Source organism: Pelomonas sp. Root1237 (genome assembly GCF_001425055.1).
Classification (GTDB): Bacteria; Pseudomonadota; Gammaproteobacteria; order Burkholderiales; family Burkholderiaceae_C; genus Pelomonas.
On record NZ_LMDK01000005.1, the window covers coordinates 102201 to 122947 of the forward strand.

Genomic DNA, 20747 nt, shown 5'->3' on the forward strand with positions numbered 1-20747 from the left:
GCTTTTGCGACGAGGCAAAAACATCTGATGCCTAACCCGACCACAGCATGGCTTGAAAGCAAGGGCTGGAAGCCCTTCCCCTTCCAAAAGAACGTCTGGAAGGAAATGAAAGCCGGCCACTCCGGCCTACTGCATGCCACCACCGGCTCCGGCAAGACTCTCGCCGTCTGGCTCGGCGCGCTGCAGGCGTTCGGTGCCAAGGAAGCTTCGCTGACCGTGCTCTGGGTGACCCCGATGCGCGCGCTCAGCCACGACACGCTGCTAGCCCTGCAGGACGCGGCGTCTGCGCTCGCGCCGGACTGGACGCTGGCCGCACGCACCGGCGACACATCCACCAGCGAGCGCGCCTCGCAACAGCGCCGCTGGCCCACCGGCCTCGTCACGACGCCCGAATCCCTGAGCCTGATGCTCTCCCGCGCTGACGCCCCGGACATCCTGAAGCGGGTGCGCTTGGTCGTCGTCGATGAATGGCATGAATTGCTGGGCACCAAACGCGGCGTGCAACTGCAGCTGGCGCTGGCGCGGCTGCGGCACTGGAACCCGGCGCTGATGACCTGGGGCCTGTCGGCCACGCTGGCCAATCTCGACGAGGCGCGTGACGTGCTGGCGCCGGAGGCGGTGCTGGTGCGCGGCGCCCAGGACAAGAAGATCGACATCGCGACGCTGCTGCCCGCTCGCATCGAGCGCTTCGCCTGGGGCGGCCACATGGGTCTGACCATGCTGCCGGCCGTCGCCGAGCTGATCGACAAGGCGGCCAGCACCTTGGTGTTCACCAACACGCGCTCTCAGAGCGAGCGCTGGTTCCAGGCGCTGCTGGACTCACGGCCCGACTGGGCCGGCGCGATCGCGCTGCATCACGGCTCCATCGATGCCGAGCTGCGGCGTTGGGTAGAGGCGGCGATGAAGGCCGGCCAGCTCAAGGCCGTCGTCTGCACGGCCAGCCTGGACCTGGGCGTGGACTTCCTGCCGGTGGACCAGGTGCTGCAGATCGGCTCGGCCAAGGGCGTGGCCCGCCTGCTGCAGCGCGCCGGTCGCAGCGGCCATGCGCCGGGGCGCCGCTCGCGCGTGACCATGGTGCCGACGCACAGCCTGGAGATCGTCGAGGCCTCGGCCCTGCGCGCCGCCGTGGAGGCCGGCCGCATCGAGCCGCGCCACGCGCCGGTGGCGCCGCTGGATGTGCTTGTGCAGCATCTCGTGACGGTGGCACTGGGCGGAGGCTTCCGGCCCGAGCAGTTGCTGGCCGAGGTGCGTACAGCGCCGAGCTATCGCGGCTTGAGCGACGAGGCCTGGCAATGGGCCCTGGCCTTTGTGCGCCATGGCGGCGAGAGCCTGCGCGCCTACCCGGACTTCCAGCGTGTCGTGCCCGACGACGAGGGCGTGTGGCGTGTGCCGGACGTGCGGCTGGCGCGGCGCCACCGCAGCAACATCGGCACCATCGTGTCGGATGCCATGATGAGCGTGCAGTTCCTGGGCGGGGGGCGCATCGCGACGGTGGAGGAGAGCTTCATCGCGCGGCTCAAGCCCGGCGATGTCTTCCTGCTGGGTGGCCGGGCGCTGGAGCTGGTGCGCGTCGAGGGGCTGACCGCCTATGTGCGCATCGGCAAGCCGGGCCGCGCGCTGCTGCCGCGCTGGAACGGCGGGCAGTTCCCGATCTCCGACACGCTGGCCGATGCGATGCTGGAGCGCTTCGATGAAGCGGCGCAGGGTCGCTATCTGGACAAGGAGATGCGCTTCGTCGCACCGCTGCTGAAGCTGCAGGCCGAGTGGTCGGCCCTGCCCGGGCCGCAGCGGCTGCTGGCCGAGGTGCAGACCTCGTCGGACGGCCACCACCTCTTCCTCTACCCCTTTGCCGGCCGCACGGTGCACCTGGGCCTGGCCTGGCTGCTGGCCTGGCGCGTGGGGCGCGACACGCCGGCCACCTTCACCGTCGCCATCAACGAATACGGCATGGAGCTGCTCAGCGCCACCGACGTCGACTGGGCCACGCGCCTGCCGCAGCTGCTTGCGGCCGTCGATCGCCACACGCTGCGCCAGGAGGTGCTGGCCAGCATCAACGCCAGCGAGCTGGCGCGGCGGCGCTTCCGGCAGATCGCGCGCATCTCGGGGCTGATCTTCCAGAGCCATCCCGGCGAGGTGCGCAGCCAACGCCAGCTACAGGCATCGAGCTCGCTGTACTTCGATGTCTTTCGCCAGCACGACCCGGGCAACCGCCTGCTGCGCCAGGCCGAGGAGGAGCTGCTGTCGGCCGAGCTGGACGAGGACTCGCTGGCGCGCACGCTGGACCGGCTGGCTGCAATGCCGCTGGACTTGCAGCGGCCAAAGCAGACCTCGCCGCTGGCCTTTCCGCTGCTGGTGGAGATGCTGCGCGAACGGGTGACGACCGAGTCGCTGGCGCAGCGGCTGACACGCATGCTGGCGGAGCTGGAGGCGGCGGCGGGCGGAGGCGCGGCGCCGCTGGACGTGGGCGCGCCGCTGGCCTTCGCGCAGGAGAGCGACAAGACCGCTAAACGCAGTGGTGCGCGGCGGGGGCGGCGGTGAGCCTCAGCATCGAAGCTGCCGGCGAGACCTTGTGGCTGCTACCGGATGGCGCGGTCTGGTGGCCCACCGCGCGCACGCTGTTCGCTGCCGACCTGCACCTGGGCAAGGGCGCTGCCTTTCGTGCGCAGGGGCAGGCGGTGCCGGCTGGCAGCAGCGCGCGCACACTGGCGCGGCTGGAAGCGCTGGTAGCGACGCACCGCGCGACTCGACTCGTCGTGCTGGGTGATTTCTGGCACAGCGCCGAGGGGCTGACGCCGGCCCTGCTCGAATCGGTCGACGGCTTTGCGCGACGCGTACCGACCGTGCTGGTACTCGGCAACCACGACCGGCGCATTCATCCGCCCGGCTTGCCGATGGAGGTTGTCAGCACGGCATGGGCGTTAGGCCCTTTGACAGCCGCGCATGAGCCACCGCCACCCGGCGCAGCGGGCTTCACGCTTGCAGGGCATTGGCACCCCGCCGTCGTCATCGCCAGCCGTGCGGGGGACCGACTGCGCCGGCCTTGCTTCGTGCGCTACCCGCACGCCCTGGTGCTGCCGGCCTTCGGCGGCCTCACCGGTGCGCTGACGCTGCGGCGCGCGGACCTTGCCCGGCACAGCGCGCAAGTGGCGGTGCTTGGCGACGGCGATCTGCACTGGCTGCCTTTGCGCCGTTAACGCGGCTGGTCAGATCTTGTGCTGAGGCGGGCCCTGGGGTGCTTCACGCGCCGTGCCGTCTTTCTGGCGCGCCGGCGCCTTGGCCTGCTTGGTCAGCGTCTGCCCTTGGGTGGCCTTGGTTGTGGCGAATTCGCTGGCGGTGTGCGTCACGGGGCCGGACTGGGCGTTGTGGCTGTGGCTGTGGCCAAGATGGGACTTGCTCATGGTGCGCCTCACTGCCAGTTGAAGCCGTAGTGGGTATAGACGCTGCGGCCGTAGTCCTCGGTGTAGGCCGGCACTGCGTCCTTGGCGTACCGCGGCGCATCGGTCAGCAGGTCGCGATCCAGGTTGACGACATAGCCATCCTTGCTGGTGTCGTACTTCAGCATGTCCCAGGGCAACGGGTAGCGGTCGGTACCCAGGCCGAGAAAGCCGCCGAATTCCAGTGCGGCATAACGCACATGGCCGGTGCGCTTGTCGATGACGAGGTCGTCGATGGCGCCGAGCTTGTCGCCGGCGAGGTCGTAGACCGCGGTGCCCTCGACCTTGGCCGAGGAGATGGTGGGATGGAGGCTCATGGCGGGTTCGTGCGAAGTGGAAGCGGCGTTCCACTGTGCGCGCGCCGGGGCCGCGGTGTCGTCAGGCTGGGTTTGCCTTGCGCGTAGGAGGGGGCCGACGCCGCGAGCGCCCATGAAAAAGCCCGCACGAGGCGGGCTTCATGGATCAGCGCGGGCTGAACTTATTCGACGGCTTCGCCAGCGGTCTCGCCTTCGGCGCGATCCACCAGCTCAACGAAAGCCATGGGCGCGTTGTCGCCGACGCGGAAGCCCATCTTCAGGATGCGGGTGTAGCCGCCCGGACGAGCCGCGAAGCGCGGGCCCAGTACGTTGAACAGCTTGCTGACGATGTCGCGGTCGCGCAGGCGGTCGAAAGCCAGGCGGCGGTTGGCCAGCGTGGGTTCCTTGGCGAGCGTGATGAGGGGCTCAACGACGCGGCGCAGTTCCTTGGCCTTGGGGACCGTGGTCTTGATGGCTTCGTGCTCGAGCAGAGACACGCACATATTGCGCAGCATCGCAGCGCGGTGGGCGCTGGTGCGGTTGAGTTTACGGAGGCCGTTACGGTGACGCATGGTGCTATTCCTTTTTCACTTTGTTAATGCCAGCAGCCGGATCAGGTACTGCTGGTTGCACGATCAAACGCACCAAAGTGCGTTTGTCATCCGATGACGGCCTTCAGGCCGTCTTTTCTGTTCGAGCGAAGCGGATTACCGCTTGTCCAGGCCTTGCGGGGGCCAGTTTTCCAGGCGGGCGCCGAGGGTGAGGCCGCGCGAAGCCAGCACTTCCTTGATTTCGTTGAGCGACTTGCGACCCAGATTCGGGGTCTTCAGCAGCTCGGTCTCGGTGCGCTGGATCAGATCGCCGATGTAGTAGATGTTTTCGGCCTTCAGGCAGTTGGCCGAACGCACGGTGAGCTCGAGTTCGTCGACCGGGCGCAGCAGGATCGGGTCGAAGCTGCTGGAGCGCTGGGCCGGCTGGTCGAAGGCGTCGACCAGGTCGGTGCCTTGCAGCTGGGCGAAGACGGCCAGTTGCTCAACCAGGATCTTGGCCGAAGCACGGATCGCTTCCTCGGGCGAGATGGCGCCGTTGGTTTCGATTTCCATGACCAGCTTGTCCAGGTCGGTACGCTGCTCGACGCGGGCGTTTTCGACGGCGTAGCTGACGCGCTTGACGGGCGAGAACGAGGCGTCCAGGACGATGCGGCCGATGCTCTTGGTCGGCTCGTCGCCGAAGCGGCGCATCGTGCCGGGCACATAGCCACGGCCCTTCTCGACCTTGATCTGCATGTCGAGCTTGCCGCCCTGCGACAGGTGGGCAATGACGTGCTCGGGATTGATGATCTCGACGTCGTGCGGGGTCTGGATGTCGGCCGCGGTGACGGGGCCTTCGCCTTCCTTGCGCAGGACCAGGGTCACTTCTTCACGGTTGTGCAGGCGGAAGACGACGCCCTTGAGGTTCAGCATGATGTGAACCACGTCCTCTTGCACGCCGTCGATGGCCGAGTACTCGTGGAGCACGCCGGCAATCGTCACTTCCGTCGGCGCATACCCCACCATCGACGAGAGCAGCACACGGCGCAGGGCGTTGCCCAGGGTGTGACCGTAGCCGCGTTCGAACGGCTCCAGGGTGACCTTGGCGCGATGACCGCCCAGGGGCTCCACGTTGATGGACTTGGGTTTGAGCAAGTTGGTTTGCATGAGGTCTTTCTTTCAATACCCTCGGTTCGTTACACCGATAAGGCTGAGGACCAGCCGGGCAGAGCCTACGAAGGGCAAAAGCCCGGACGAGGAAACGCCGACCGCGCCCAAAGCAGGCGTGGTCGGCGGGGGAAATCATTAACGCGAGTACAACTCGACGATCAGCGATTCGTTGATCTCGGCGCCGAACTCATCGCGGTCCGGAGCCTTCTTGAACACGCCTTCGAGCTTGGTGCCGTCGACGCTGACCCAGGCCGGCAGGCCGATGGAATCAGCGAGCTTGAACGACTCGGTGACGCGCAATTGCTTCTTGGCCTTGTCGCGCACGGCGACGGTGTCACCGGCCTTGACCAGGTAGGAAGCGATGTTGACGACCTCGCCGTTCACCGTGACGCCCTTGTGCGAAACCAGCTGGCGGGCTTCTGCGCGGGTGGAGCCGAAGCCCATGCGGTAGACGACGTTGTCCAGACGCGATTCCAGCAGCTGCAGCAGGTTCACGCCGGTCGAGCCCTTGCGGCGCTCGGCTTCGGCGAAGTAGCGGCGGAACTGGCGCTCCAGCACGCCGTACATGCGCTTGACCTTCTGCTTCTCGCGCAGCTGCAGGCCGAAGTCGGACGTGCGTTGGCCGGAGGTGCGGCCGTGCTGGCCGGGCTTGGAGTCGAACTTGACCTTGTCGCTGATGGCGCGGCGGGCGCTCTTCAGGTAGAGGTCGGTGCCTTCGCGGCGGGAAAGTTTGCCCTTGGGGCCGAGGTAACGTGCCACTTTGCGTGTCCTTGTTCAATCTGACGCCAAGCCTCAAATCCGAGGTTGTTGACGCGAGTCCAGCCGGTGTTTTTATGGGCTTGGACGGTGGGCTTATGAGCCGTCTCGAAAATGAGATCGACTCAAGACTGAAGCCGGCGCGGCACAAAGTGCCCGCCGGCTCCGGGAAAACGCGCGATTATCGCACCGCCATCCGAATCTGCAATGTCCCTGTCACCTGGAGGTGAATGGGATCAGATACGGCGACGCTTCTGCGGACGGCAGCCGTTGTGCGGCACGGGCGTCACGTCAGAGATCGAGTTGATGCGAATGCCCAGCGCTGCCAGGGCGCGAACCGACGACTCACGACCCGGGCCGGGGCCCTTGATCTTGACGTCGAGGTTCTTGATGCCCTGCTCTTGTGCAGCGCGGCCAGCCACTTCAGCTGCCACCTGGGCTGCAAAGGGGGTCGACTTGCGCGAGCCCTTGAAGCCTTGGCCACCCGACGAAGCCCACGACAGGGCGCCGCCTTGACGGTCAGTGATGGTGATGATGGTGTTGTTGAACGAGGCGTGGACGTGCGCGATGCCGTCTGCAACGTTCTTGCGGACCTTCTTGCGAACCCGCTGGGCAGCCGAATTGTTGGGTGCTTTTGCCATGATGAGCTTCTTTCAGTTCGGGCAGCTTACTTCTTGCCGGTCGCAGCCGACTTGCGCGGACCCTTGCGGGTACGGGCATTCGTACGGGTGCGTTGACCACGCATCGGCAGGCCACGGCGGTGACGGAAGCCGCGGTAGCAACCGAGGTCCATCAGACGCTTGATGTTGATGGACTGCTCACGGCGCAGGTCACCTTCGATGGTCAACTTGTTGACCTCGTCACGGATCTTTTCGAGATCGCCGTCGTTCAGGTCCTTGACCTTCTTGTCGAACGGAATGCCGCAGTTCGTGCAGATCTGCTGAGCGGTCGTACGGCCAATGCCGTAGATCGAGGTCAGACCGATCTCAGTGTGCTTTTGCGGCGGAATGTTGATACCAGCAATACGTGCCATGGTTGTCCTCTAGTCCTGTCGTGCGAGCTGGGGCTCAGCCCTGGCGCTGCTTGTGGCGCGGGTCGGTGCAGATCACACGCACCACGCCCTTGCGGCGGATGATCTTGCAATTGCGGCACATCTGCTTAACGGATGCCGAAACTTTCATGGTCTGCTCCTTGGCCTAACTTCTTTGCGCTCACACGCGTCCGGGGGTTCAAACAGCTCACTTCGCCCGGAACACGATGCGAGCACGACTCAAATCGTAGGGTGTCAGCTCTACGGTCACTTTGTCGCCAGGCAGGATGCGGATGTAGTGCATCCGCATCTTGCCGGAGATGTGACCGAGAACGACATGCCCGTTCTCCAACTTGACTCTGAACGTGGCGTTGGGGAGGTTCTCAAGAATCTCGCCCTGCATTTGAATGACGTCGTCTTTCGCCATGCCGTACGTTCAGGATTGTTGTTGGAATCAATCTTGGTTAACGATCAGCTCCGCGCCCTCAGGGCTTGAAGCTGGCCTTCTTCAGCAGTGACTCGTACTGCTGACTCATGATGTAGCTCTGCACCTGGGCCCAGAAGTCCATCGTCACGACGACGATGATCAACAGGGAAGTGCCACCGAAGTAGAACGGAACGTTGTACTTCAGCGTCAGGAATTCGGGCAGCAGGCAGACCAGCGTGATGTAGATCGCACCAGCCAGCGTGAGCCGCGAAAGGATCTTGTCGATGTGCTTGGCGGTCTGCTCACCCGGACGAATGCCCGGAATGAACGCGCCACTCTTCTTCAGGTTGTCTGCGGTCTCACGACTGTTGAACACCAGCGCCGTGTAGAAGAAGCAGAAGAACACGATGGCAGCCGAATACAGCAGCACATAGATCGGCTGACCCGGGCTGACCATGCCGGCCAGGTCCTTCAACCAGCGCAGACCATCACCCGTCGCGAACCAGCTCACCACCGTTGTCGGCAGCAGGATGATCGACGAGGCGAAGATCGGCGGGATCACGCCGGACATGTTCAGCTTCAGCGGCAGGTGCGACGACTGGCCGCCGTAGACCTTGTTGCCGACCTGGCGCTTCGCATAGTTCACGAGGATCTTGCGTTGGCCACGTTCGACGAAGACCACGGCGAAGGTCACCAGCACGACCAGCGAGATCACGATCAGCGCCGAGCCGTAACCCATCGCACCGGTACGCACCAGCTCGAACAGGCCACCGATCGCACCCGGCAGACCCGCGGCGATACCGCCGAAGATCAGGATCGAGATGCCATTGCCCAGACCGCGCTCGGTGATCTGCTCACCCAGCCACATCAGGAACATCGTGCCGGCCACCAGGCTGGACACTGCGGTCAGGCGGAAGCCGAAACCAGGGTTCAGCACCAGGCCAGCAGAGCCTTCCAGCGCCAATGCGATCGACAGGCTCTGGAACAGAGCCAGACCCAGCGTCGCATAACGCGTGTACTGGGTGATCTTGCGACGCCCGGCTTCGCCTTCCTTCTTCAGCTGTTCCAGCGTCGGCACGACGTAGGTCATCAGCTGTAAAACGATGGACGCCGAGATGTAAGGCGTAATGCCCAACGCGAACACGGTGAAGCGCGACAGCGCGCCGCCCGAGAACATGTTGAACAGGCTCAGGATGCCACCGGCCTGGCCCTTGAAGAATTGGGCCAGCTGGTTCGGGTCGATACCGGGCACGGGGATATGCGCCCCGATGCGGTAGACGACCAGAGCCAGCAGCAGGAACACAAGCCGACGACGCAGGTCGCCGAACTTGCCGCTCTTGGCCAGCTGATTCGCGTTGGTAGCCACGCTGGATCAGTTCCTTGTGCGCTGTGAATTAAGCGACCGAGCCGCCGGCCGCCTCGATGGCCGCCTTGGCGCCCTTCGTGGCGTTCACGCCCTTCAGCGTGACCTTGCGCTCGATGGCGCCGGACAGGATGACCTTGACTGACTTAGCCAGTTGGGGCACCAGGCCGACCGCCTTCAGCGTCGACACGTCGATCTCTTCGCCGGCCAGACCTTGCAGGTCCGACAGGTTGATCTCGACGCTGTACTTCAGCGTCAGCGACTTGAAGCCACGCTTGGGCAGGCGACGTTGCAGCGGCATCTGGCCGCCTTCGAAGCCGACCTTGTGGTAGCCACCAGCGCGGGACTTCTGGCCCTTGTGGCCACGACCTGCGGTCTTGCCCAGGCCCGAGCCGATGCCGCGGCCGACACGGCGCTTGGCATGCTTGGAGCCCTCAGCGGGCTTGATCGTGTTGAGTTCCATCGTCTTGTCCTCTTGTGTGCCGCGCTTAGAGCACTTGCACCAGATAAGCGATCTTGTTGATCATGCCGCGCACTGCGGGCGTGTCTTCCAGGGTGCTCTGGCTGTTCAGCCGACGCAGACCCAGGCCGACCACGGTGGCACGGTGCGAGGCGCGGCAGCCGATGGGGCTACGCACCAGCTTGACCGTCACGGTTTTCTTGTCAGACATCTTGTGCTCCGCTTGGGCGATCAGTTGAAGATTTCTTCAACAGTCTTGCCGCGCTTGGCTGCGACAGAGGCCGGCGTGGTTGAACGCTTCAGAGCGTCCAGCGTGGCGCGGACCATGTTGTAAGGGTTGGTCGAACCGTGGCTCTTGGTCACGATGTCGGTCACGCCCATCACTTCGAAGACGGCGCGCATCGGGCCGCCGGCGATGACGCCGGTACCGGCAGGAGCCGGGGCCATGATGACGTGTGCAGCACCGTGCTCGCCCACCACGTTGTGGTGGATGGTGCCGTTCTTCAGGCTGACCTTGACCATGTTGCGGCGAGCCGACTCCATGGCCTTCTGCACGGCGACCGGCACTTCCTTGGCCTTGCCCTTGCCCATGCCGATGCGGCCATCGCCATCACCGACCACGGTCAGAGCGGCGAAGGACAGCGTACGGCCACCCTTCACAACCTTGGTCACGCGGTTGACCGCGATCATCTTTTCCTTCAGGCCGTCGTCGTTGCCTTCAGCCTGAGCGCCGCGGGGTTGAAACTTTGCCATTTCTTATTCCTTGATGCGTCAGAACTGCAGGCCGGCTTCGCGGGCTGCTTCGGCCAGGGCCTTGACACGGCCGTGGTAGGCAAAACCGGAGCGGTCGAAGGCAACCTTCTCGACGCCAGCGGCCTTGGCCTTCTCGGCGATCAGCTTGCCCACCAGCGTGGCAGCGGCGACGTTGCCGCCGTTGCTGCTCAGCTGTTCGCGGACCGACTTCTCGGCAGTGGAGGCTGCAGCCAACACCTTGGCGCCGTCTTCCGAGACGACTTGGGCGTAGATATGCAGGTTGGAGCGGAACACCGTCAGACGGGCCACGCGCTGGATCGCAATGCGAGCGCGGGTCTGGCGCGAACGACGCAGGCGTTGTTCTTTCTTGGTCATCATGGCGCTGCTCCTTACTTCTTCTTGGTCTCTTTGAGGGAGACCTTCTCATCCGAATAACGGATGCCCTTGCCCTTGTAGGGCTCAGGCGGACGGAAGGCGCGCACCTCGGCGGCGATCTGGCCGACGACCTGACGGTCAGCGCCCTTGATGACGATTTCCGTCTGGGTCGGGCACTCGACCTTGATGCCAGCCGGCATGTCCTTCACCACGGGGTGCGAGAAGCCGATCTGAAGGTTGAGCTTCTGGCCCTGGGCCTGGGCGCGGAAACCCACGCCGACCAGGTTCAGCTTGCGCTCGAAGCCTTTGCTGACGCCACTGACCATATTGGCCACCAGCGCACGCATCGTGCCGCTCATCGCATCGGCTTCAGCCGAATCGTTGGCGGGAACGAAGCTCAGCTTGCCGGCTTCGTTCTTGACGGTGACGAGCTTGTTAGCGGTACGCACCAGCGTACCGAGCGAGCCCTTGATGCTGATCGAGTCAGCAGACACGGTCACATCCACGCCTTGCGGAATGGCGACCGGCATTTTTCCTACGCGGGACATTGTTCGTCTCTCCTTCGCTTAGGCGACGTAGCAGAGCACTTCACCGCCGATACCGGCAGCGCGCGCCTTGCGGTCCGTCATCACACCTTGCGGGGTGGTGACGATCGCCACACCCAGGCCATTCATGACCTGAGGAATGTCGTGGCGGCCCTTGTAGATGCGCAGGCCGGGGCGGCTGACGCGCTCGATACGCTCGATGACCGGACGGCCAGCGTAGTACTTCAGCGCGATTTCCAGCTCGGGGCGGGCTGCTTCGCCGCGAACGGCGAAGTCATCGATATAGCCTTCGTCCTTCAGGACTTTGGCAATCGCCACCTTCAGCTTGGACGACGGCATGGCAACGCTCGTCTTTTCGACGATCTGCGCGTTGCGGATGCGGGTCAGCATATCGGCGATGGGATCACTCATGCTCATTTGCGAATACTCCTATCGGCCGATTACCAGCTGGCCTTGACGACACCGGGGATGTCGCCCTTGAAGGCCAGTTCACGAATCTTGTTACGGGCCAGGCCGAACTTGCGGAAGGTGCCACGCGGACGACCGGTCAGCTCGCAGCGGTTGCGCAGGCGAGTCGGGTAGGCGTTACGGGGCAGCTTCTGCAGTTCGAGGCGAGCGGCGTAGCGCTCTTCATCCGACTTCTTGCTGTCGTCGATGATGGCCTTCAGTTCTGCGTACTTCTTCGCGAACTTGGCGACGAGTGCTTCGCGCTTCAGTTCACGTTGCTTGATGGAAGTTTTAGCCACAGATCACCTCAGTTCTTGAACGGGAACTTGAACGCAGCCAGGAGAGCCTTGGCTTCGTCGTCCGTCTTGGCAGTCGTCGTGATGCTGATGTTCAGACCACGCAGAGCATCCACCTTGTCGTATTCGATTTCGGGGAAGATGATCTGTTCTTTGACGCCGATGTTGTAGTTGCCACGGCCATCGAACGAACGACCGGAGATACCCCGGAAGTCGCGAACGCGCGGCAGGGCGATCGTCACGAAGCGGTCCAGGAATTCATACATCTGGACGCCGCGCAGGGTGACCATCGCGCCGATGGGCACCGCGTCACGGATCTTGAAGCCGGCGATTGCCTTCTTCGACTTCGTGACGACGGGCTTCTGGCCGGCGATCTTGGTCAGGTCGCCCACGGCGTGGTCCATGACCTTCTTGTCGGCGACAGCCTCGCTCACGCCCATGTTGAGCGTGATCTTGGTGATGCGAGGCACCTCCATGACCGACTTGTAGCCGAACTTCTCGACCAGGCCGGGCACGATTTTTTCGCGGTAATGCGTTTGAAGACGAGCCATGAGGGACCTCTTAAGCCTTGATCTCTTCGCCGGTCGACTTGAACACGCGCACCCGCTTGCCGTCGACGAGCTTGACGCCCACCCGATCGGCCTTGCCGGAAGCGGCGTTGAAGATCGCCACGTTGGATTGATGGATAGGCATGGTCTTGTCGACGACGCCACCGGTGGTGCCCTTCATGGGGTTGGGCTTGACGTGCTTCTTGACGACATTGATGCCGTCAACGACCACATGGGCGTCGTCAGTGCGGGCGGACACAGTGCCGCGCTTACCCTTGTCGCGGCCGGTCAGCACAATGACCTGGTCGCCGGTACGAATCTTGTTCATGGCTTACCTCAGACAGTGGGGGCTCAAAGCACCTCGGGCGCCAGCGACACGATCTTCATGAAGCGCTCGGTACGCAGTTCACGCGTCACCGGGCCGAAGATGCGGGTGCCGATCGGCTCCAGCTTGGCATTGAGCAGCACGGCGGCATTGCCGTCGAACTTGACGAGCGAGCCGTCCTGGCGGCGCACGCCCTTGGCAGTACGAACCACCACGGCGCTGTAGACCTCGCCCTTCTTCACGCGACCACGCGGAGCAGCTTCTTTGATGCTGACCTTGATGATGTCGCCAATGTGCGCATAGCGGCGCTTGGAGCCGCCCAGCACCTTGATGCACTGAACGGACTTCGCACCAGTGTTGTCCGCGACATCAAGCCGCGATTGCATTTGGATCATGTCTGTCCCCAACTTGCCCCGAGTTGCAGCAGAGCTGCGCGTCGGTCAGTCTTGGGCCCGTAAGTCAGTCAGCTTGTAGCGTTGCGCCACTTGCTGCCCAACGGTTGAGGGCGGATCCGAAACCAGCATGGGCAGCTGCGTAGCAGGTGCACTGGTGTTCGGCGAAGCTGCGCATTATGCAGTGAGAACCCTTGGGGCGTCAATGCCTGTCGCAGAAGTTTTTGCAGGACCGGCTGCTGCCGGCCCGCGGAATGACCAATTGCTTAGGCGGCCTTGGCTTGCGCCAGCATCGTGCTGGCGTCGCTGACCTCGAACTTGCCGGGGCCTTCGACGTTCAGCGTCTTGACGACGCCATCCTTGACCAGCATCGAGTAGCGCTGCGAGCGCACGCCCATGCCCTTGGCGGTGAGGTCCAGCGTCAGGCCGGTGGCCTGGGCGAACTGGGCGCTACCGTCGGCCATCATGCGGACCTTGCCGGCGGTCTTCTGGTCACGACCCCACGCGCCCATGACAAAGGCGTCGTTGACGGACACGCACCAGATCTCGTCAACACCGGCAGCTTTCAACGCCTCGGTCGACTCGACGTAGCCCGGCACATGCTTGGCCGAGCAGGTCGGCGTGTAGGCGCCCGGCAGGGCAAAGATGGCGATGGTCTTGCCGGCCGTGGCCTTCTCGATATCGAAGCTGTTGGGGCCGAGCGAGCAGCCCTCGCCTTCCACTTCGATGAATTCCTGCAGGCTGCCTGCGGGCAGCTTGTCGCCAACCTTGATCATGGTGTCGCTCCTGAGAGAGTGTTCCGGAAATGAAAAACCGGCGCGCCAGTTGCCCAGCGTGCCGGTTGTGCAGCGGTCATGCGACCGGTGTCTTTAGACGATCTCGGCCTTCTCGACCAGGCGGGTCACGACCCAGCTCTTGGTCTTGGAGATCGGACGGCCTTCGCTGATCTCGACGACGTCACCCATCTTGTACTCGCCCTTTTCGTCATGGGCGTGGTACTTGCGGGAACGGGCCACGATCTTGCCGTAGAGCTCGTGCTTGGCGCGACGCTCGACCAGGACGGTGACCGTCTTGGCACGCTTGTCGCTGACCACGCGGCCGACCAGGGTGCGCGTGTTCTTGGCTTGGACTTGGGCCTCAGTCATTTCGTGGCCTCCTTCTTCTTTTGTGCCAGGACGGTCTTGGCACGCGCGATGTCGCGGCGGGTCTTGCCCAGTTGGCTGTGGTTGGTCAGCTGCTGGGTGGCCTTTTGCATGCGCAGGCCGAAGTGGGCCTTCAGCAAGTCGGTCACTTCCTTTTCGAGGGCAGCGACATCCTTGGTGCGGAGTTCAGTTGCTTTCATGGTGTCTTCCTCAGGTGCCGACCTGGCGGGCCACGAAGGTGCAACGCAGCGGCAGCTTGGCAGCAGCCAGCGTGAACGCCTCGCGAGCGAGTTGCTCGGGAACGCCGTTAACCTCGTAGATCACCTTGCCGGGCTGGATTTCAGCGACGTAGTACTCGGGGTTGCCCTTGCCGTTACCCATCCGAACTTCGGCAGGCTTTTGCGAGATGGGCTTGTCCGGGAACACGCGGATGAAGATTCGACCACCGCGCTTGATGTGGCGCGAGATCGCGCGGCGAGCCGCTTCGATCTGGCGGGCCGTCAGACGGCCGCGCTCGGTGGCCTTGAGGCCGAAATCACCGAAAGACACCGCAGCACCTCGGGTCGCAACACCCGTGTTGCGGCCCTTCTGCTCCTTGCGGTATTTACGACGAGCGGGTTGCAGCATGCTTATTCTCCTTTGGCCTCACCACCGGCTGCGGGGACCTTGCGGACCACGCGCTTGGCGGCGGGCTTGGCTGCGTCACCCGTGGGGGCGGCGGCAGCGGGCTGATCTGCTCCGTCACGCGGGCCACGGTCGCCACCCGGACGGCCACGGCCACCAGGAGCGCCCGGACGGGCGTTACGGCGCGGGCGACGATCGTCTTCGGCGCCTGCGGGGGTGTTGATGACTGGAGCCTCGCCATTGGCAAGACGGTCACCGCGGTAGACCCAGACCTTGACGCCGATGACGCCGTAGGTGGTCTTGGCTTCGGAGAAGCCGTAGTCGATGTCGGCCTTCAGGGTGTGCAGGGGCACACGACCTTCGCGATACCACTCGGTACGAGCGATTTCGATGCCGTTCAGACGACCAGCGCTCATGATCTTGATGCCCTGGGCACCCAGACGCATCGCGTTCTGCATCGCGCGCTTCATGGCGCGGCGGAACATGATGCGCTTCTCGAGCTGCTGGGTGATCGAGTCGGCGATCAGCTGAGCATCGACTTCGGGCTTGCGCACTTCTTCGATGTTGACGGCGACGGGCACGCCCAGACGCTTGGTCAGTTCAGCCTTCAGCGCTTCGATGTCCTCGCCCTTCTTGCCGATCACGACGCCCGGGCGAGCCGAGTAGATCGTGATGCGTGCGTTCTTGGCGGGGCGCTCGATCAGGATGCGCGAAACGGCAGCATTCTTGAGCTTGGCCTTCAGGTACTCGCGAACACGCAGATCTTCGGCCAGCATCGTGGCGAAGTTCTGATTGTTCGCATACCAGCGCGAAGCCCAGTTACGGGTGACAGGAAGGCGAAAGCCAACCGGATGGATTTTCTGTCCCATAGTCTTCTTGCGCCTTAGTTGCCGACAGCCACAAAGATGTGGCAGGTGGGCTTGCTGATGCGGTTGCCGCGACCCTTGGCGCGAGCCGAGAAGCGCTTCAGCGTGGCACCCTGCTCGACGTAGATCGAGGTGACCTTGAGTTCATCAATGTCAGCGCCGTCGTTGTGCTCGGCGTTGGCGATGGCGCTTTCCAGCGCCTTCTTGATGATGACGGCCGCCTTCTTCTGGGTGAATTCCAGGATGTTGAGGGCGTGGTCCACCTTCTTGCCGCGGATCAGGTCAGCCACGAGGCGACCCTTGTCACACGAGAGGCGAACGCCGCGAACGATTGCTTTGGTTTCCATCGTCGGCATCCTTACTTCTTCCCGGCCTTCTTGTCGGCCGGATGGCCTTTGAAGGTGCGGGTCAGTGCGAATTCACCCAGCTTGTGGCCGACCATCTGGTCAGACACATAAACCGGCACGTGCTGCTTGCCGTTGTGCACGGCGATCGTCAGACCGATGAACTCGGGCAGGATCGTCGAGCGGCGCGACCAAGTCTTGATGGGCTTCTTGTCTTTAATGGCAACAGCCTTGTCGACCTTGGCCATCAGATGGTGGTCAACGAAGGGGCCCTTCTTCAGCGAACGGGTCATGGCCTAGCCCTTACTTCTTGCGACGCGAGACGATGAACGTCTGCGTGCGCTTGTTGTTGCGAGTGCGGTAGCCCTTCGTCAGGGTGTTCCACGGCGACACAGGGACCTGGCCCTCGCCGGTGCGGCCTTCGCCACCACCGTGCGGGTGATCCACCGGGTTCATCGCCACACCGCGAACGGTCGGACGGATACCCTTCCAGCGGATCGCGCCGGCCTTGCCGTACTGGCGCAGGCTGTGCTCTTCGTTGCTCACTTCACCGATGGTGGCGCGGCAGTCGACGTGCACGCGGCGGACTTCGCCGGAGCGCAGACGGATCTGGGCGTAAACGCCTTCGCGAGCCATCAGGACCGCAGACGTGCCGGCCGAACGGATCATCTGGGCACCCTTGCCAGGCTGCAGCTCGATGCAGTGAATCGTCGAGCCCACCGGGATGTTGCGGATCGGCAGCGTGTTGCCAGCCTTGATCGGGGCTTCCGCGCCGCTCAGGATGGTCGAACCCACTTCCAGACCGCGCGGAGCGATCACGTAGCGGCGTTCGCCGTCGGCGTACACCACCAGCGCAATGTGGGCGGTGCGGTTCGGGTCGTACTCGATGGTCTCGACCTTGGCCGGAATGCCGTCCTTGTTGCGCTTGAAGTCGACCACGCGGTAGTGGTGCTTGTGACCACCGCCCTTGTGGCGAATCGTGATGTGACCGTTGTTGTTGCGGCCCGAATTCTGGATTTGCGGCTCAAGCAAAGCTGCATGGGGCGCGCCCTTGTGCAGGTGCTTGTGCACCACCTTGACGACGCCACGGCGACCGGGCGAGGTAGGTTTGACTTTGACGATGGCCATTTACGCGGCCTCCCCGGAGAAATTGAGCTCTTGACCGGCCTTGAGGGCCACATAGGCCTTCTTGACGTGGTCACGGCGGCCGGCACGGCCACCAAAGCGCTTCGTCTTGCCCTTGACCTGGACGACGTTGACCGACTCGACCTCGACCTTGAACATCAGTTCAACAGCGGCCTTGATTTCGGGCTTGGTGGCGTCGCGCAGGACCTTGAACAGGACCTGGTTGTGCTTCTCGGCAACTTGCGTGGCCTTTTCGGACACGATGGGCGCGAGCAGCACGGAGGCCAGACGGCCTTCGGAATACTTGGGGGCGCTCATGCCAGCATCTCCTTGAGTTGCTCGACCGCAGCCTTGGTCACCAGCACCTTCTTGTAGAAGACCAGCGACAGGGGGTCGGCGTAGCGCGGCTCGACGACCAGCACATTGGCCAGGTTGCGCGAAGCCAGCAGCAGGTTGTCATCCACGACATCGGAGATGACCAGCACCGAGTCCAGGCCCATGGCCTTGAACTTGGCGGCCAGCAGCTTGGTCTTGGGGGCTTCGATCGAGATCGAATCCACCACGGCCAGGCGGCCTTCGCGGGCCAGCTGCGACAGGATCGCAGCCATGCCGGCGCGGTACATCTTCTTGTTCAGCTTGTGCGAGAAGTTCTCGTCAGGCATGTTCGGGAAGATGCGACCGCCCCCGCGCCACAGCGGCGACGAGGTCATACCGGCGCGAGCGCGGCCGGTGCCCTTCTGGCGGAAAGGCTTCTTGGTCGAGTGATGAACCTGTTCACGGTCCTTCTGGGCACGAGTGCCTTGGCGGGCGTTGGCCTGGAAGGCCACGACCACCTGGTGCACCAGGGCTTCGTTGTAGTCGCGAGCGAAGATGGTGTCAGGCGCTTCCACCTTGGCGGTGGCCTGACCCTGCTCGTTCAGGAGCTCGAGCTGCATCAGTTGGCTCCCTTCTTGACTTTGACCTTGACGGCCGGGCGAACGACGATGTGGCCGTTCTTGGAACCCGGGACCGCGCCGCGGACCAGCAGCAGTTGACGGGCTTCGTCAACGCGCACGATGTCCAGGTTCTGCGTGGTGCAGGTTTCGTCGCCCATGTGGCCGGTCATCTTCTTGCCCGGGAACACACGGCCCGGGTCTTGCGCCATCGAGATCGAGCCCGGCACGTTGTGCGAACGGCTGTTACCGTGCGACGCGCGCTGCGAGCTGAAGTTGTGGCGCTTGATGGTGCCCGCAAAGCCCTTGCCGATGGACGTGCCCTGCACGTCGACCAGCTGGCCGGCGGCGAACAACGTCACCGGAACGGTCGCGCCAGCTTGGTACTGGGCTGCGACGTCGGCTTCGACGCGGAATTCCTTGAGGATTTCACCGGCTTCGACACCTGCCTTGGCAAGGTGGCCGGCTTCAGGCTTGGTGACGCGCGAAGCTTTGCGCGTACCGAACGCCACTTGAATGGCGCTGTAGCCGTCGGTCTCTTGGGTCTTGACCTGGGTCACGCGGTTGTTGGACACGTCCAGCACCGTCACAGGGATGGCATCGCCATCGTCCGTGAAGATGCGCATCATGCCCACCTTGCGGCCCAGCAAACCGAGACGGTTGCTCAGACTCATGTTTTTCTCCAGCCCCGTCGGCTCACGCCTCGGAAGCTATTGCGAACACCCGACATCGATTGGCCGGGCTGACTTGTGCAGGATCTCTTGCGAAACACCGCGCGAATATCCGAGCAGGCATAGGCCAACCCGGAAAAGCTGGTGAGTATAGCCTGCGGGGTTGCCCCGATGCAAGCGTTAGGCCCCGCCCAGCACAAAAGACAAGACCCCGGCCTGCCGAGGCAGGACCGGGGTCTTGGATTACCAAGCCCAAAGGCTCGGAATTACTGCAGCTTGATTTCGACGTCGACGCCGGCGGGCAGGTCGAGCTTCATCAGGGCGTCAACCGTCTTGTCGGTCGGGTCGACGATGTCCATCAGACGCTGGTGGGTGCGGATCTCGAACTGGTCGCGACTCGTCTTGTTGACGTGGGGCGAACGCAGGATGTCGAAACGTTCCATGCGCGTCGGCAGGGGCACGGGGCCCTTGACGATGGCGCCGGTGCGCTTGGCGGTCTCGACGATCTCGAGGGCCGACTGGTCGATCAGCTTGTAATCAAACGCCTTGAGGCGGATGCGGATCTTTTGCTTTTGCATGACGGTTCCTTAAAGAGCAGGTGGTGAGCACCGAGCGGATGCCGCCCGGCGCACGTCACGCATGAATTACGCGAGGATCGTGGCGACGACGCCCGAGCCGACGGTRCGACCACCTTCACGGATGGCGAAGCGCAGGCCGGTTTCCATCGCGATCGGCGCGATCAGCTTCACGGTGATGCCGACGTTGTCGCCGGGCATGACCATTTCCTTGTCCTTGGGCAGCTCCACGGCGTGCTCGGCTTCACCGGCTACTACCTGGNCGACCACCTTCACGGATGGCGAAGCGCAGGCCGGTTTCCATCGCGATCGGCGCGATCAGCTTCACGGTGATGCCGACGTTGTCGCCGGGCATGACCATTTCCTTGTCCTTGGGCAGCTCCACCGCACCGGTCACGTCCGTGGTACGGAAGTAGAACTGGGGACGGTAGTTGTTGAAGAACGGCGTGTGGCGGCCGCCCTCTTCCTTGGACAAGACGTAGATCTCGGCCGTGAAGTGGGTGTGCGGCTTGATCGAGCCGGGCTTGGCCAGCACTTGGCCGCGCTCGACGTCTTCACGCTTGGTGCCGCGCAGCAGGATGCCGACGTTGTCGCCTGCTTGACCTTGGTCCAGCAGCTTGCGGAACATTTCGACGCCGGTGACGGTGGTCTTCTGCACGTCSCGGATGCCGACGATTTCGATTTCTTCGCCGACCTTGATGATGCCGCGCTCGACGCGACCGGTCACGACGGTGCCGCGGCCGGAGATCGAGAAGACGTCTTCAACCGGCAGCAGGAAGGCGCCGTCGATGGCACGGTCCGGCTGGGGGATGTAGTTGTCCAGGGCGTCGGCCAGACGCATGATGGCTTGCTCGCCCAGGTCGCCCGTGTCGCCTTCCAGCGCCAGCTTGGCCGAACCCTTGATGATGGGGGTGTCGTCGCCGGGGAAGTCGTACTTGGACAGGAGCTCGCGCACTTCCATTTCGACCAGCTCGAGCAGCTCGGCGTCGTCGACCATGTCGCACTTGTTCAGGAAGACGATGATGAACTTCACGCCGACCTGRCGAGCCAGCAGGATGTGCTCGCGGGTCTGGGGCATCGGGCCGTCAGCGGCCGAGCACACCAGGATGGCGCCGTCCATCTGGGCGGCACCGGTGATCATGTTCTTGACGTAGTCGGCGTGGCCGGGGCAGTCAACGTGCGCGTAGTGGCGGTTGGCCGTCTCGTACTCGACGTGRGCGGTGTTGATCGTGATGCCGCGGGCCTTTTCTTCAGGCGCTGCGTCGATCTGGTCGTAGGCCTTGGCCTCGCCGCCGAACTTCTTGGACAGCACGGTCGCGAT

General features: G+C 63.8%; 35 protein-coding genes and 1 pseudogene. 2 read left to right on the plus strand and 34 right to left on the minus strand.

Annotated features, from left to right (window positions below):
- Nucleotides 1-27: 27 nt before the first annotated feature.
- Both ASC91_RS06745 and pdeM read left to right on the plus strand, forming a co-directional pair.
- Nucleotides 28-2538 carry a ligase-associated DNA damage response DEXH box helicase gene (locus ASC91_RS06745; RefSeq protein WP_235531871.1) on the plus strand — a complete coding sequence of 837 codons (2511 nt, stop codon included), beginning with the start codon at nt 28-30 and terminating at the stop codon, nt 2536-2538.
- Nucleotides 2535-3194: a ligase-associated DNA damage response endonuclease PdeM gene (gene pdeM / locus ASC91_RS06750; RefSeq protein WP_056194177.1), complete on the plus strand. Its 660-nt coding sequence runs from the start codon at nt 2535-2537 to the stop codon at nt 3192-3194. The genes ASC91_RS06745 and pdeM overlap by 4 nt, the downstream gene beginning before the upstream one ends.
- A gap of 9 nt (nt 3195-3203) precedes the next feature.
- Here pdeM and ASC91_RS06755 read toward each other — a convergent pair whose 3' ends face one another.
- From ASC91_RS06755 to tuf, 34 genes and pseudogenes are all read right to left on the minus strand, one after another.
- On the minus strand, nt 3204-3398 hold the full coding sequence (locus tag ASC91_RS06755) for a hypothetical protein (RefSeq protein ID WP_056194180.1): 195 nt from the start codon (nt 3396-3398) through the stop codon (nt 3204-3206).
- Nucleotides 3399-3406: 8 nt separating this feature from the next.
- Nucleotides 3407-3751: a PRC-barrel domain-containing protein gene (locus ASC91_RS06760; RefSeq protein ID WP_056194183.1), complete on the minus strand. Its 345-nt coding sequence runs from the start codon at nt 3749-3751 to the stop codon at nt 3407-3409.
- Nucleotides 3752-3912: 161 nt separating this feature from the next.
- Nucleotides 3913-4302, minus strand: a complete 390-nt coding sequence (rplQ, locus tag ASC91_RS06765) for a 50S ribosomal protein L17 (RefSeq protein ID WP_056194184.1) — start codon at nt 4300-4302, stop codon at nt 3913-3915.
- Nucleotides 4303-4437: 135 nt separating this feature from the next.
- Nucleotides 4438-5427 carry a DNA-directed RNA polymerase subunit alpha gene (locus tag ASC91_RS06770; RefSeq protein WP_056194188.1) on the minus strand — a complete coding sequence of 330 codons (990 nt, stop codon included), beginning with the start codon at nt 5425-5427 and terminating at the stop codon, nt 4438-4440.
- Nucleotides 5428-5565: 138 nt separating this feature from the next.
- Nucleotides 5566-6189: a 30S ribosomal protein S4 gene (gene rpsD, locus ASC91_RS06775; RefSeq protein ID WP_056194191.1), complete on the minus strand. Its 624-nt coding sequence runs from the start codon at nt 6187-6189 to the stop codon at nt 5566-5568.
- Nucleotides 6190-6422: 233 nt separating this feature from the next.
- Nucleotides 6423-6827 (minus strand): 30S ribosomal protein S11, encoded by a 405-nt coding sequence (gene rpsK / locus ASC91_RS06780; RefSeq protein ID WP_056194196.1) that lies wholly within the window; start codon nt 6825-6827, stop codon nt 6423-6425.
- Nucleotides 6828-6853: 26 nt separating this feature from the next.
- The gene (rpsM, locus tag ASC91_RS06785) at nt 6854-7219 is read right to left on the minus strand and encodes a 30S ribosomal protein S13 (protein ID WP_056194199.1); all 366 of its coding nucleotides are present in this window, start codon (nt 7217-7219) and stop codon (nt 6854-6856) included.
- A 34-nt stretch (nt 7220-7253) separates the two neighbouring features.
- The gene (rpmJ, locus tag ASC91_RS06790) at nt 7254-7367 is read right to left on the minus strand and encodes a 50S ribosomal protein L36 (protein ID WP_056194202.1); all 114 of its coding nucleotides are present in this window, start codon (nt 7365-7367) and stop codon (nt 7254-7256) included.
- A gap of 57 nt (nt 7368-7424) precedes the next feature.
- On the minus strand, nt 7425-7643 hold the full coding sequence (infA, locus tag ASC91_RS06795) for a translation initiation factor IF-1 (RefSeq protein WP_009855680.1): 219 nt from the start codon (nt 7641-7643) through the stop codon (nt 7425-7427).
- Between the two features lie 58 nt (nt 7644-7701).
- The gene (secY, locus tag ASC91_RS06800) at nt 7702-9009 is read right to left on the minus strand and encodes a preprotein translocase subunit SecY (RefSeq protein ID WP_056194205.1); all 1308 of its coding nucleotides are present in this window, start codon (nt 9007-9009) and stop codon (nt 7702-7704) included.
- Between the two features lie 28 nt (nt 9010-9037).
- Nucleotides 9038-9469 carry a 50S ribosomal protein L15 gene (gene rplO / locus ASC91_RS06805; RefSeq protein WP_056194207.1) on the minus strand — a complete coding sequence of 144 codons (432 nt, stop codon included), beginning with the start codon at nt 9467-9469 and terminating at the stop codon, nt 9038-9040.
- Between the two features lie 25 nt (nt 9470-9494).
- Nucleotides 9495-9677, minus strand: coding sequence for a 50S ribosomal protein L30 (gene rpmD, locus ASC91_RS06810; RefSeq protein ID WP_056194210.1), 183 nt, complete (start codon nt 9675-9677; stop codon nt 9495-9497).
- Between the two features lie 20 nt (nt 9678-9697).
- Entirely contained in the window at nt 9698-10219 is a 522-nt protein-coding gene (gene rpsE, locus ASC91_RS06815; protein WP_056194212.1) for a 30S ribosomal protein S5, read from the minus strand.
- An 18-nt stretch (nt 10220-10237) separates the two neighbouring features.
- Nucleotides 10238-10597, minus strand: a complete 360-nt coding sequence (gene rplR, locus ASC91_RS06820; protein ID WP_056194215.1) for a 50S ribosomal protein L18 — start codon at nt 10595-10597, stop codon at nt 10238-10240.
- Between the two features lie 11 nt (nt 10598-10608).
- Nucleotides 10609-11142, minus strand: coding sequence for a 50S ribosomal protein L6 (rplF, locus tag ASC91_RS06825; RefSeq protein WP_056194218.1), 534 nt, complete (start codon nt 11140-11142; stop codon nt 10609-10611).
- Nucleotides 11143-11160: 18 nt separating this feature from the next.
- Complete coding sequence (rpsH, locus tag ASC91_RS06830; protein ID WP_056194221.1) at nt 11161-11556, minus strand: 30S ribosomal protein S8; 396 nt, start codon at nt 11554-11556, stop codon at nt 11161-11163.
- Nucleotides 11557-11579: 23 nt separating this feature from the next.
- Nucleotides 11580-11885, minus strand: coding sequence for a 30S ribosomal protein S14 (rpsN, locus tag ASC91_RS06835; protein WP_056194224.1), 306 nt, complete (start codon nt 11883-11885; stop codon nt 11580-11582).
- 8 nt (nt 11886-11893) lie between these two features.
- On the minus strand, nt 11894-12433 hold the full coding sequence (rplE, locus tag ASC91_RS06840) for a 50S ribosomal protein L5 (protein ID WP_056194227.1): 540 nt from the start codon (nt 12431-12433) through the stop codon (nt 11894-11896).
- Nucleotides 12434-12443: 10 nt separating this feature from the next.
- Complete coding sequence (rplX, locus tag ASC91_RS06845; RefSeq protein ID WP_056194230.1) at nt 12444-12758, minus strand: 50S ribosomal protein L24; 315 nt, start codon at nt 12756-12758, stop codon at nt 12444-12446.
- A 23-nt stretch (nt 12759-12781) separates the two neighbouring features.
- Complete coding sequence (rplN, locus tag ASC91_RS06850; RefSeq protein ID WP_056194233.1) at nt 12782-13150, minus strand: 50S ribosomal protein L14; 369 nt, start codon at nt 13148-13150, stop codon at nt 12782-12784.
- 263 nt (nt 13151-13413) lie between these two features.
- Nucleotides 13414-13923 carry a peroxiredoxin gene (locus ASC91_RS06855; protein WP_056194236.1) on the minus strand — a complete coding sequence of 170 codons (510 nt, stop codon included), beginning with the start codon at nt 13921-13923 and terminating at the stop codon, nt 13414-13416.
- A gap of 93 nt (nt 13924-14016) precedes the next feature.
- Nucleotides 14017-14292, minus strand: a complete 276-nt coding sequence (rpsQ, locus tag ASC91_RS06860; protein WP_056194239.1) for a 30S ribosomal protein S17 — start codon at nt 14290-14292, stop codon at nt 14017-14019.
- A complete protein-coding gene (gene rpmC / locus ASC91_RS06865; RefSeq protein WP_056194241.1) occupies nt 14289-14489 on the minus strand; it encodes a 50S ribosomal protein L29 in 201 nt (66 codons plus the stop codon). The genes rpsQ and rpmC overlap by 4 nt, the downstream gene beginning before the upstream one ends.
- A 10-nt stretch (nt 14490-14499) precedes the next feature.
- The gene (rplP, locus tag ASC91_RS06870) at nt 14500-14916 is read right to left on the minus strand and encodes a 50S ribosomal protein L16 (protein ID WP_056194244.1); all 417 of its coding nucleotides are present in this window, start codon (nt 14914-14916) and stop codon (nt 14500-14502) included.
- 2 nt (nt 14917-14918) lie between these two features.
- Nucleotides 14919-15782: a 30S ribosomal protein S3 gene (gene rpsC / locus ASC91_RS06875; RefSeq protein ID WP_056194248.1), complete on the minus strand. Its 864-nt coding sequence runs from the start codon at nt 15780-15782 to the stop codon at nt 14919-14921.
- 14 nt (nt 15783-15796) lie between these two features.
- On the minus strand, nt 15797-16126 hold the full coding sequence (rplV, locus tag ASC91_RS06880; RefSeq protein WP_056194291.1) for a 50S ribosomal protein L22: 330 nt from the start codon (nt 16124-16126) through the stop codon (nt 15797-15799).
- 11 nt (nt 16127-16137) lie between these two features.
- Nucleotides 16138-16416 (minus strand): 30S ribosomal protein S19, encoded by a 279-nt coding sequence (rpsS, locus tag ASC91_RS06885; RefSeq protein WP_056194250.1) that lies wholly within the window; start codon nt 16414-16416, stop codon nt 16138-16140.
- A gap of 10 nt (nt 16417-16426) precedes the next feature.
- Complete coding sequence (rplB, locus tag ASC91_RS06890; protein WP_056194253.1) at nt 16427-17251, minus strand: 50S ribosomal protein L2; 825 nt, start codon at nt 17249-17251, stop codon at nt 16427-16429.
- Entirely contained in the window at nt 17252-17566 is a 315-nt protein-coding gene (rplW, locus tag ASC91_RS06895; protein ID WP_056194256.1) for a 50S ribosomal protein L23, read from the minus strand. It lies immediately after the preceding gene.
- Nucleotides 17563-18183, minus strand: a complete 621-nt coding sequence (gene rplD / locus ASC91_RS06900; RefSeq protein WP_056194259.1) for a 50S ribosomal protein L4 — start codon at nt 18181-18183, stop codon at nt 17563-17565. The genes rplW and rplD overlap by 4 nt, the downstream gene beginning before the upstream one ends.
- Nucleotides 18183-18854, minus strand: a complete 672-nt coding sequence (gene rplC, locus ASC91_RS06905) for a 50S ribosomal protein L3 (RefSeq protein WP_056194263.1) — start codon at nt 18852-18854, stop codon at nt 18183-18185. The genes rplD and rplC overlap by 1 nt, the downstream gene beginning before the upstream one ends.
- Nucleotides 18855-19117: 263 nt before the next feature.
- A complete protein-coding gene (gene rpsJ / locus ASC91_RS06910) occupies nt 19118-19429 on the minus strand; it encodes a 30S ribosomal protein S10 (RefSeq protein WP_056194266.1) in 312 nt (103 codons plus the stop codon).
- 66 nt (nt 19430-19495) lie between these two features.
- A complete protein-coding gene (locus tag ASC91_RS06915; RefSeq protein WP_394326313.1) occupies nt 19496-19657 on the minus strand; it encodes a hypothetical protein in 162 nt (53 codons plus the stop codon).
- A 32-nt stretch (nt 19658-19689) separates the two neighbouring features.
- Nucleotides 19690-20747, minus strand: a pseudogene (gene tuf / locus ASC91_RS06920) (elongation factor Tu); the annotation flags it as partial.

What these genes read in the sequence shown, in the direction of transcription:
- ASC91_RS06745 (WP_235531871.1), top strand. Translation starts at nt 28, where the DNA reads ATGCCTAACCCGACCACAGCATGGCTTGAAAGCAAGGGCTGGAAGCCC.
- ASC91_RS06755 (WP_056194180.1), bottom strand. Translation starts at nt 3,398, where the DNA reads ATGAGCAAGTCCCATCTTGGCCACAGCCACAGCCACAACGCCCAGTCC.
- ASC91_RS06760 (WP_056194183.1), bottom strand. Translation starts at nt 3,751, where the DNA reads ATGAGCCTCCATCCCACCATCTCCTCGGCCAAGGTCGAGGGCACCGCG.
- rplQ (WP_056194184.1), bottom strand. Translation starts at nt 4,302, where the DNA reads ATGCGTCACCGTAACGGCCTCCGTAAACTCAACCGCACCAGCGCCCAC.
- ASC91_RS06770 (WP_056194188.1), bottom strand. Translation starts at nt 5,427, where the DNA reads ATGCAAACCAACTTGCTCAAACCCAAGTCCATCAACGTGGAGCCCCTG.
- rpsK (WP_056194196.1), bottom strand. Translation starts at nt 6,827, where the DNA reads ATGGCAAAAGCACCCAACAATTCGGCTGCCCAGCGGGTTCGCAAGAAG.
- rpsM (WP_056194199.1), bottom strand. Translation starts at nt 7,219, where the DNA reads ATGGCACGTATTGCTGGTATCAACATTCCGCCGCAAAAGCACACTGAG.
- rpmJ (WP_056194202.1), bottom strand. Translation starts at nt 7,367, where the DNA reads ATGAAAGTTTCGGCATCCGTTAAGCAGATGTGCCGCAATTGCAAGATC.
- infA (WP_009855680.1), bottom strand. Translation starts at nt 7,643, where the DNA reads ATGGCGAAAGACGACGTCATTCAAATGCAGGGCGAGATTCTTGAGAAC.
- rplO (WP_056194207.1), bottom strand. Translation starts at nt 9,469, where the DNA reads ATGGAACTCAACACGATCAAGCCCGCTGAGGGCTCCAAGCATGCCAAG.
- rpmD (WP_056194210.1), bottom strand. Translation starts at nt 9,677, where the DNA reads ATGTCTGACAAGAAAACCGTGACGGTCAAGCTGGTGCGTAGCCCCATC.
- rpsE (WP_056194212.1), bottom strand. Translation starts at nt 10,219, where the DNA reads ATGGCAAAGTTTCAACCCCGCGGCGCTCAGGCTGAAGGCAACGACGAC.
- rplR (WP_056194215.1), bottom strand. Translation starts at nt 10,597, where the DNA reads ATGATGACCAAGAAAGAACAACGCCTGCGTCGTTCGCGCCAGACCCGC.
- rplF (WP_056194218.1), bottom strand. Translation starts at nt 11,142, where the DNA reads ATGTCCCGCGTAGGAAAAATGCCGGTCGCCATTCCGCAAGGCGTGGAT.
- rpsH (WP_056194221.1), bottom strand. Translation starts at nt 11,556, where the DNA reads ATGAGCATGAGTGATCCCATCGCCGATATGCTGACCCGCATCCGCAAC.
- rplE (WP_056194227.1), bottom strand. Translation starts at nt 12,433, where the DNA reads ATGGCTCGTCTTCAAACGCATTACCGCGAAAAAATCGTGCCCGGCCTG.
- rplX (WP_056194230.1), bottom strand. Translation starts at nt 12,758, where the DNA reads ATGAACAAGATTCGTACCGGCGACCAGGTCATTGTGCTGACCGGCCGC.
- rplN (WP_056194233.1), bottom strand. Translation starts at nt 13,150, where the DNA reads ATGATCCAAATGCAATCGCGGCTTGATGTCGCGGACAACACTGGTGCG.
- ASC91_RS06855 (WP_056194236.1), bottom strand. Translation starts at nt 13,923, where the DNA reads ATGATCAAGGTTGGCGACAAGCTGCCCGCAGGCAGCCTGCAGGAATTC.
- rpsQ (WP_056194239.1), bottom strand. Translation starts at nt 14,292, where the DNA reads ATGACTGAGGCCCAAGTCCAAGCCAAGAACACGCGCACCCTGGTCGGC.
- rpmC (WP_056194241.1), bottom strand. Translation starts at nt 14,489, where the DNA reads ATGAAAGCAACTGAACTCCGCACCAAGGATGTCGCTGCCCTCGAAAAG.
- rplP (WP_056194244.1), bottom strand. Translation starts at nt 14,916, where the DNA reads ATGCTGCAACCCGCTCGTCGTAAATACCGCAAGGAGCAGAAGGGCCGC.
- rpsC (WP_056194248.1), bottom strand. Translation starts at nt 15,782, where the DNA reads ATGGGACAGAAAATCCATCCGGTTGGCTTTCGCCTTCCTGTCACCCGT.
- rplV (WP_056194291.1), bottom strand. Translation starts at nt 16,126, where the DNA reads ATGGAAACCAAAGCAATCGTTCGCGGCGTTCGCCTCTCGTGTGACAAG.
- rpsS (WP_056194250.1), bottom strand. Translation starts at nt 16,416, where the DNA reads ATGACCCGTTCGCTGAAGAAGGGCCCCTTCGTTGACCACCATCTGATG.
- rplB (WP_056194253.1), bottom strand. Translation starts at nt 17,251, where the DNA reads ATGGCCATCGTCAAAGTCAAACCTACCTCGCCCGGTCGCCGTGGCGTC.
- rplW (WP_056194256.1), bottom strand. Translation starts at nt 17,566, where the DNA reads ATGAGCGCCCCCAAGTATTCCGAAGGCCGTCTGGCCTCCGTGCTGCTC.
- rplD (WP_056194259.1), bottom strand. Translation starts at nt 18,183, where the DNA reads ATGCAGCTCGAGCTCCTGAACGAGCAGGGTCAGGCCACCGCCAAGGTG.
- rplC (WP_056194263.1), bottom strand. Translation starts at nt 18,854, where the DNA reads ATGAGTCTGAGCAACCGTCTCGGTTTGCTGGGCCGCAAGGTGGGCATG.
- rpsJ (WP_056194266.1), bottom strand. Translation starts at nt 19,429, where the DNA reads ATGCAAAAGCAAAAGATCCGCATCCGCCTCAAGGCGTTTGATTACAAG.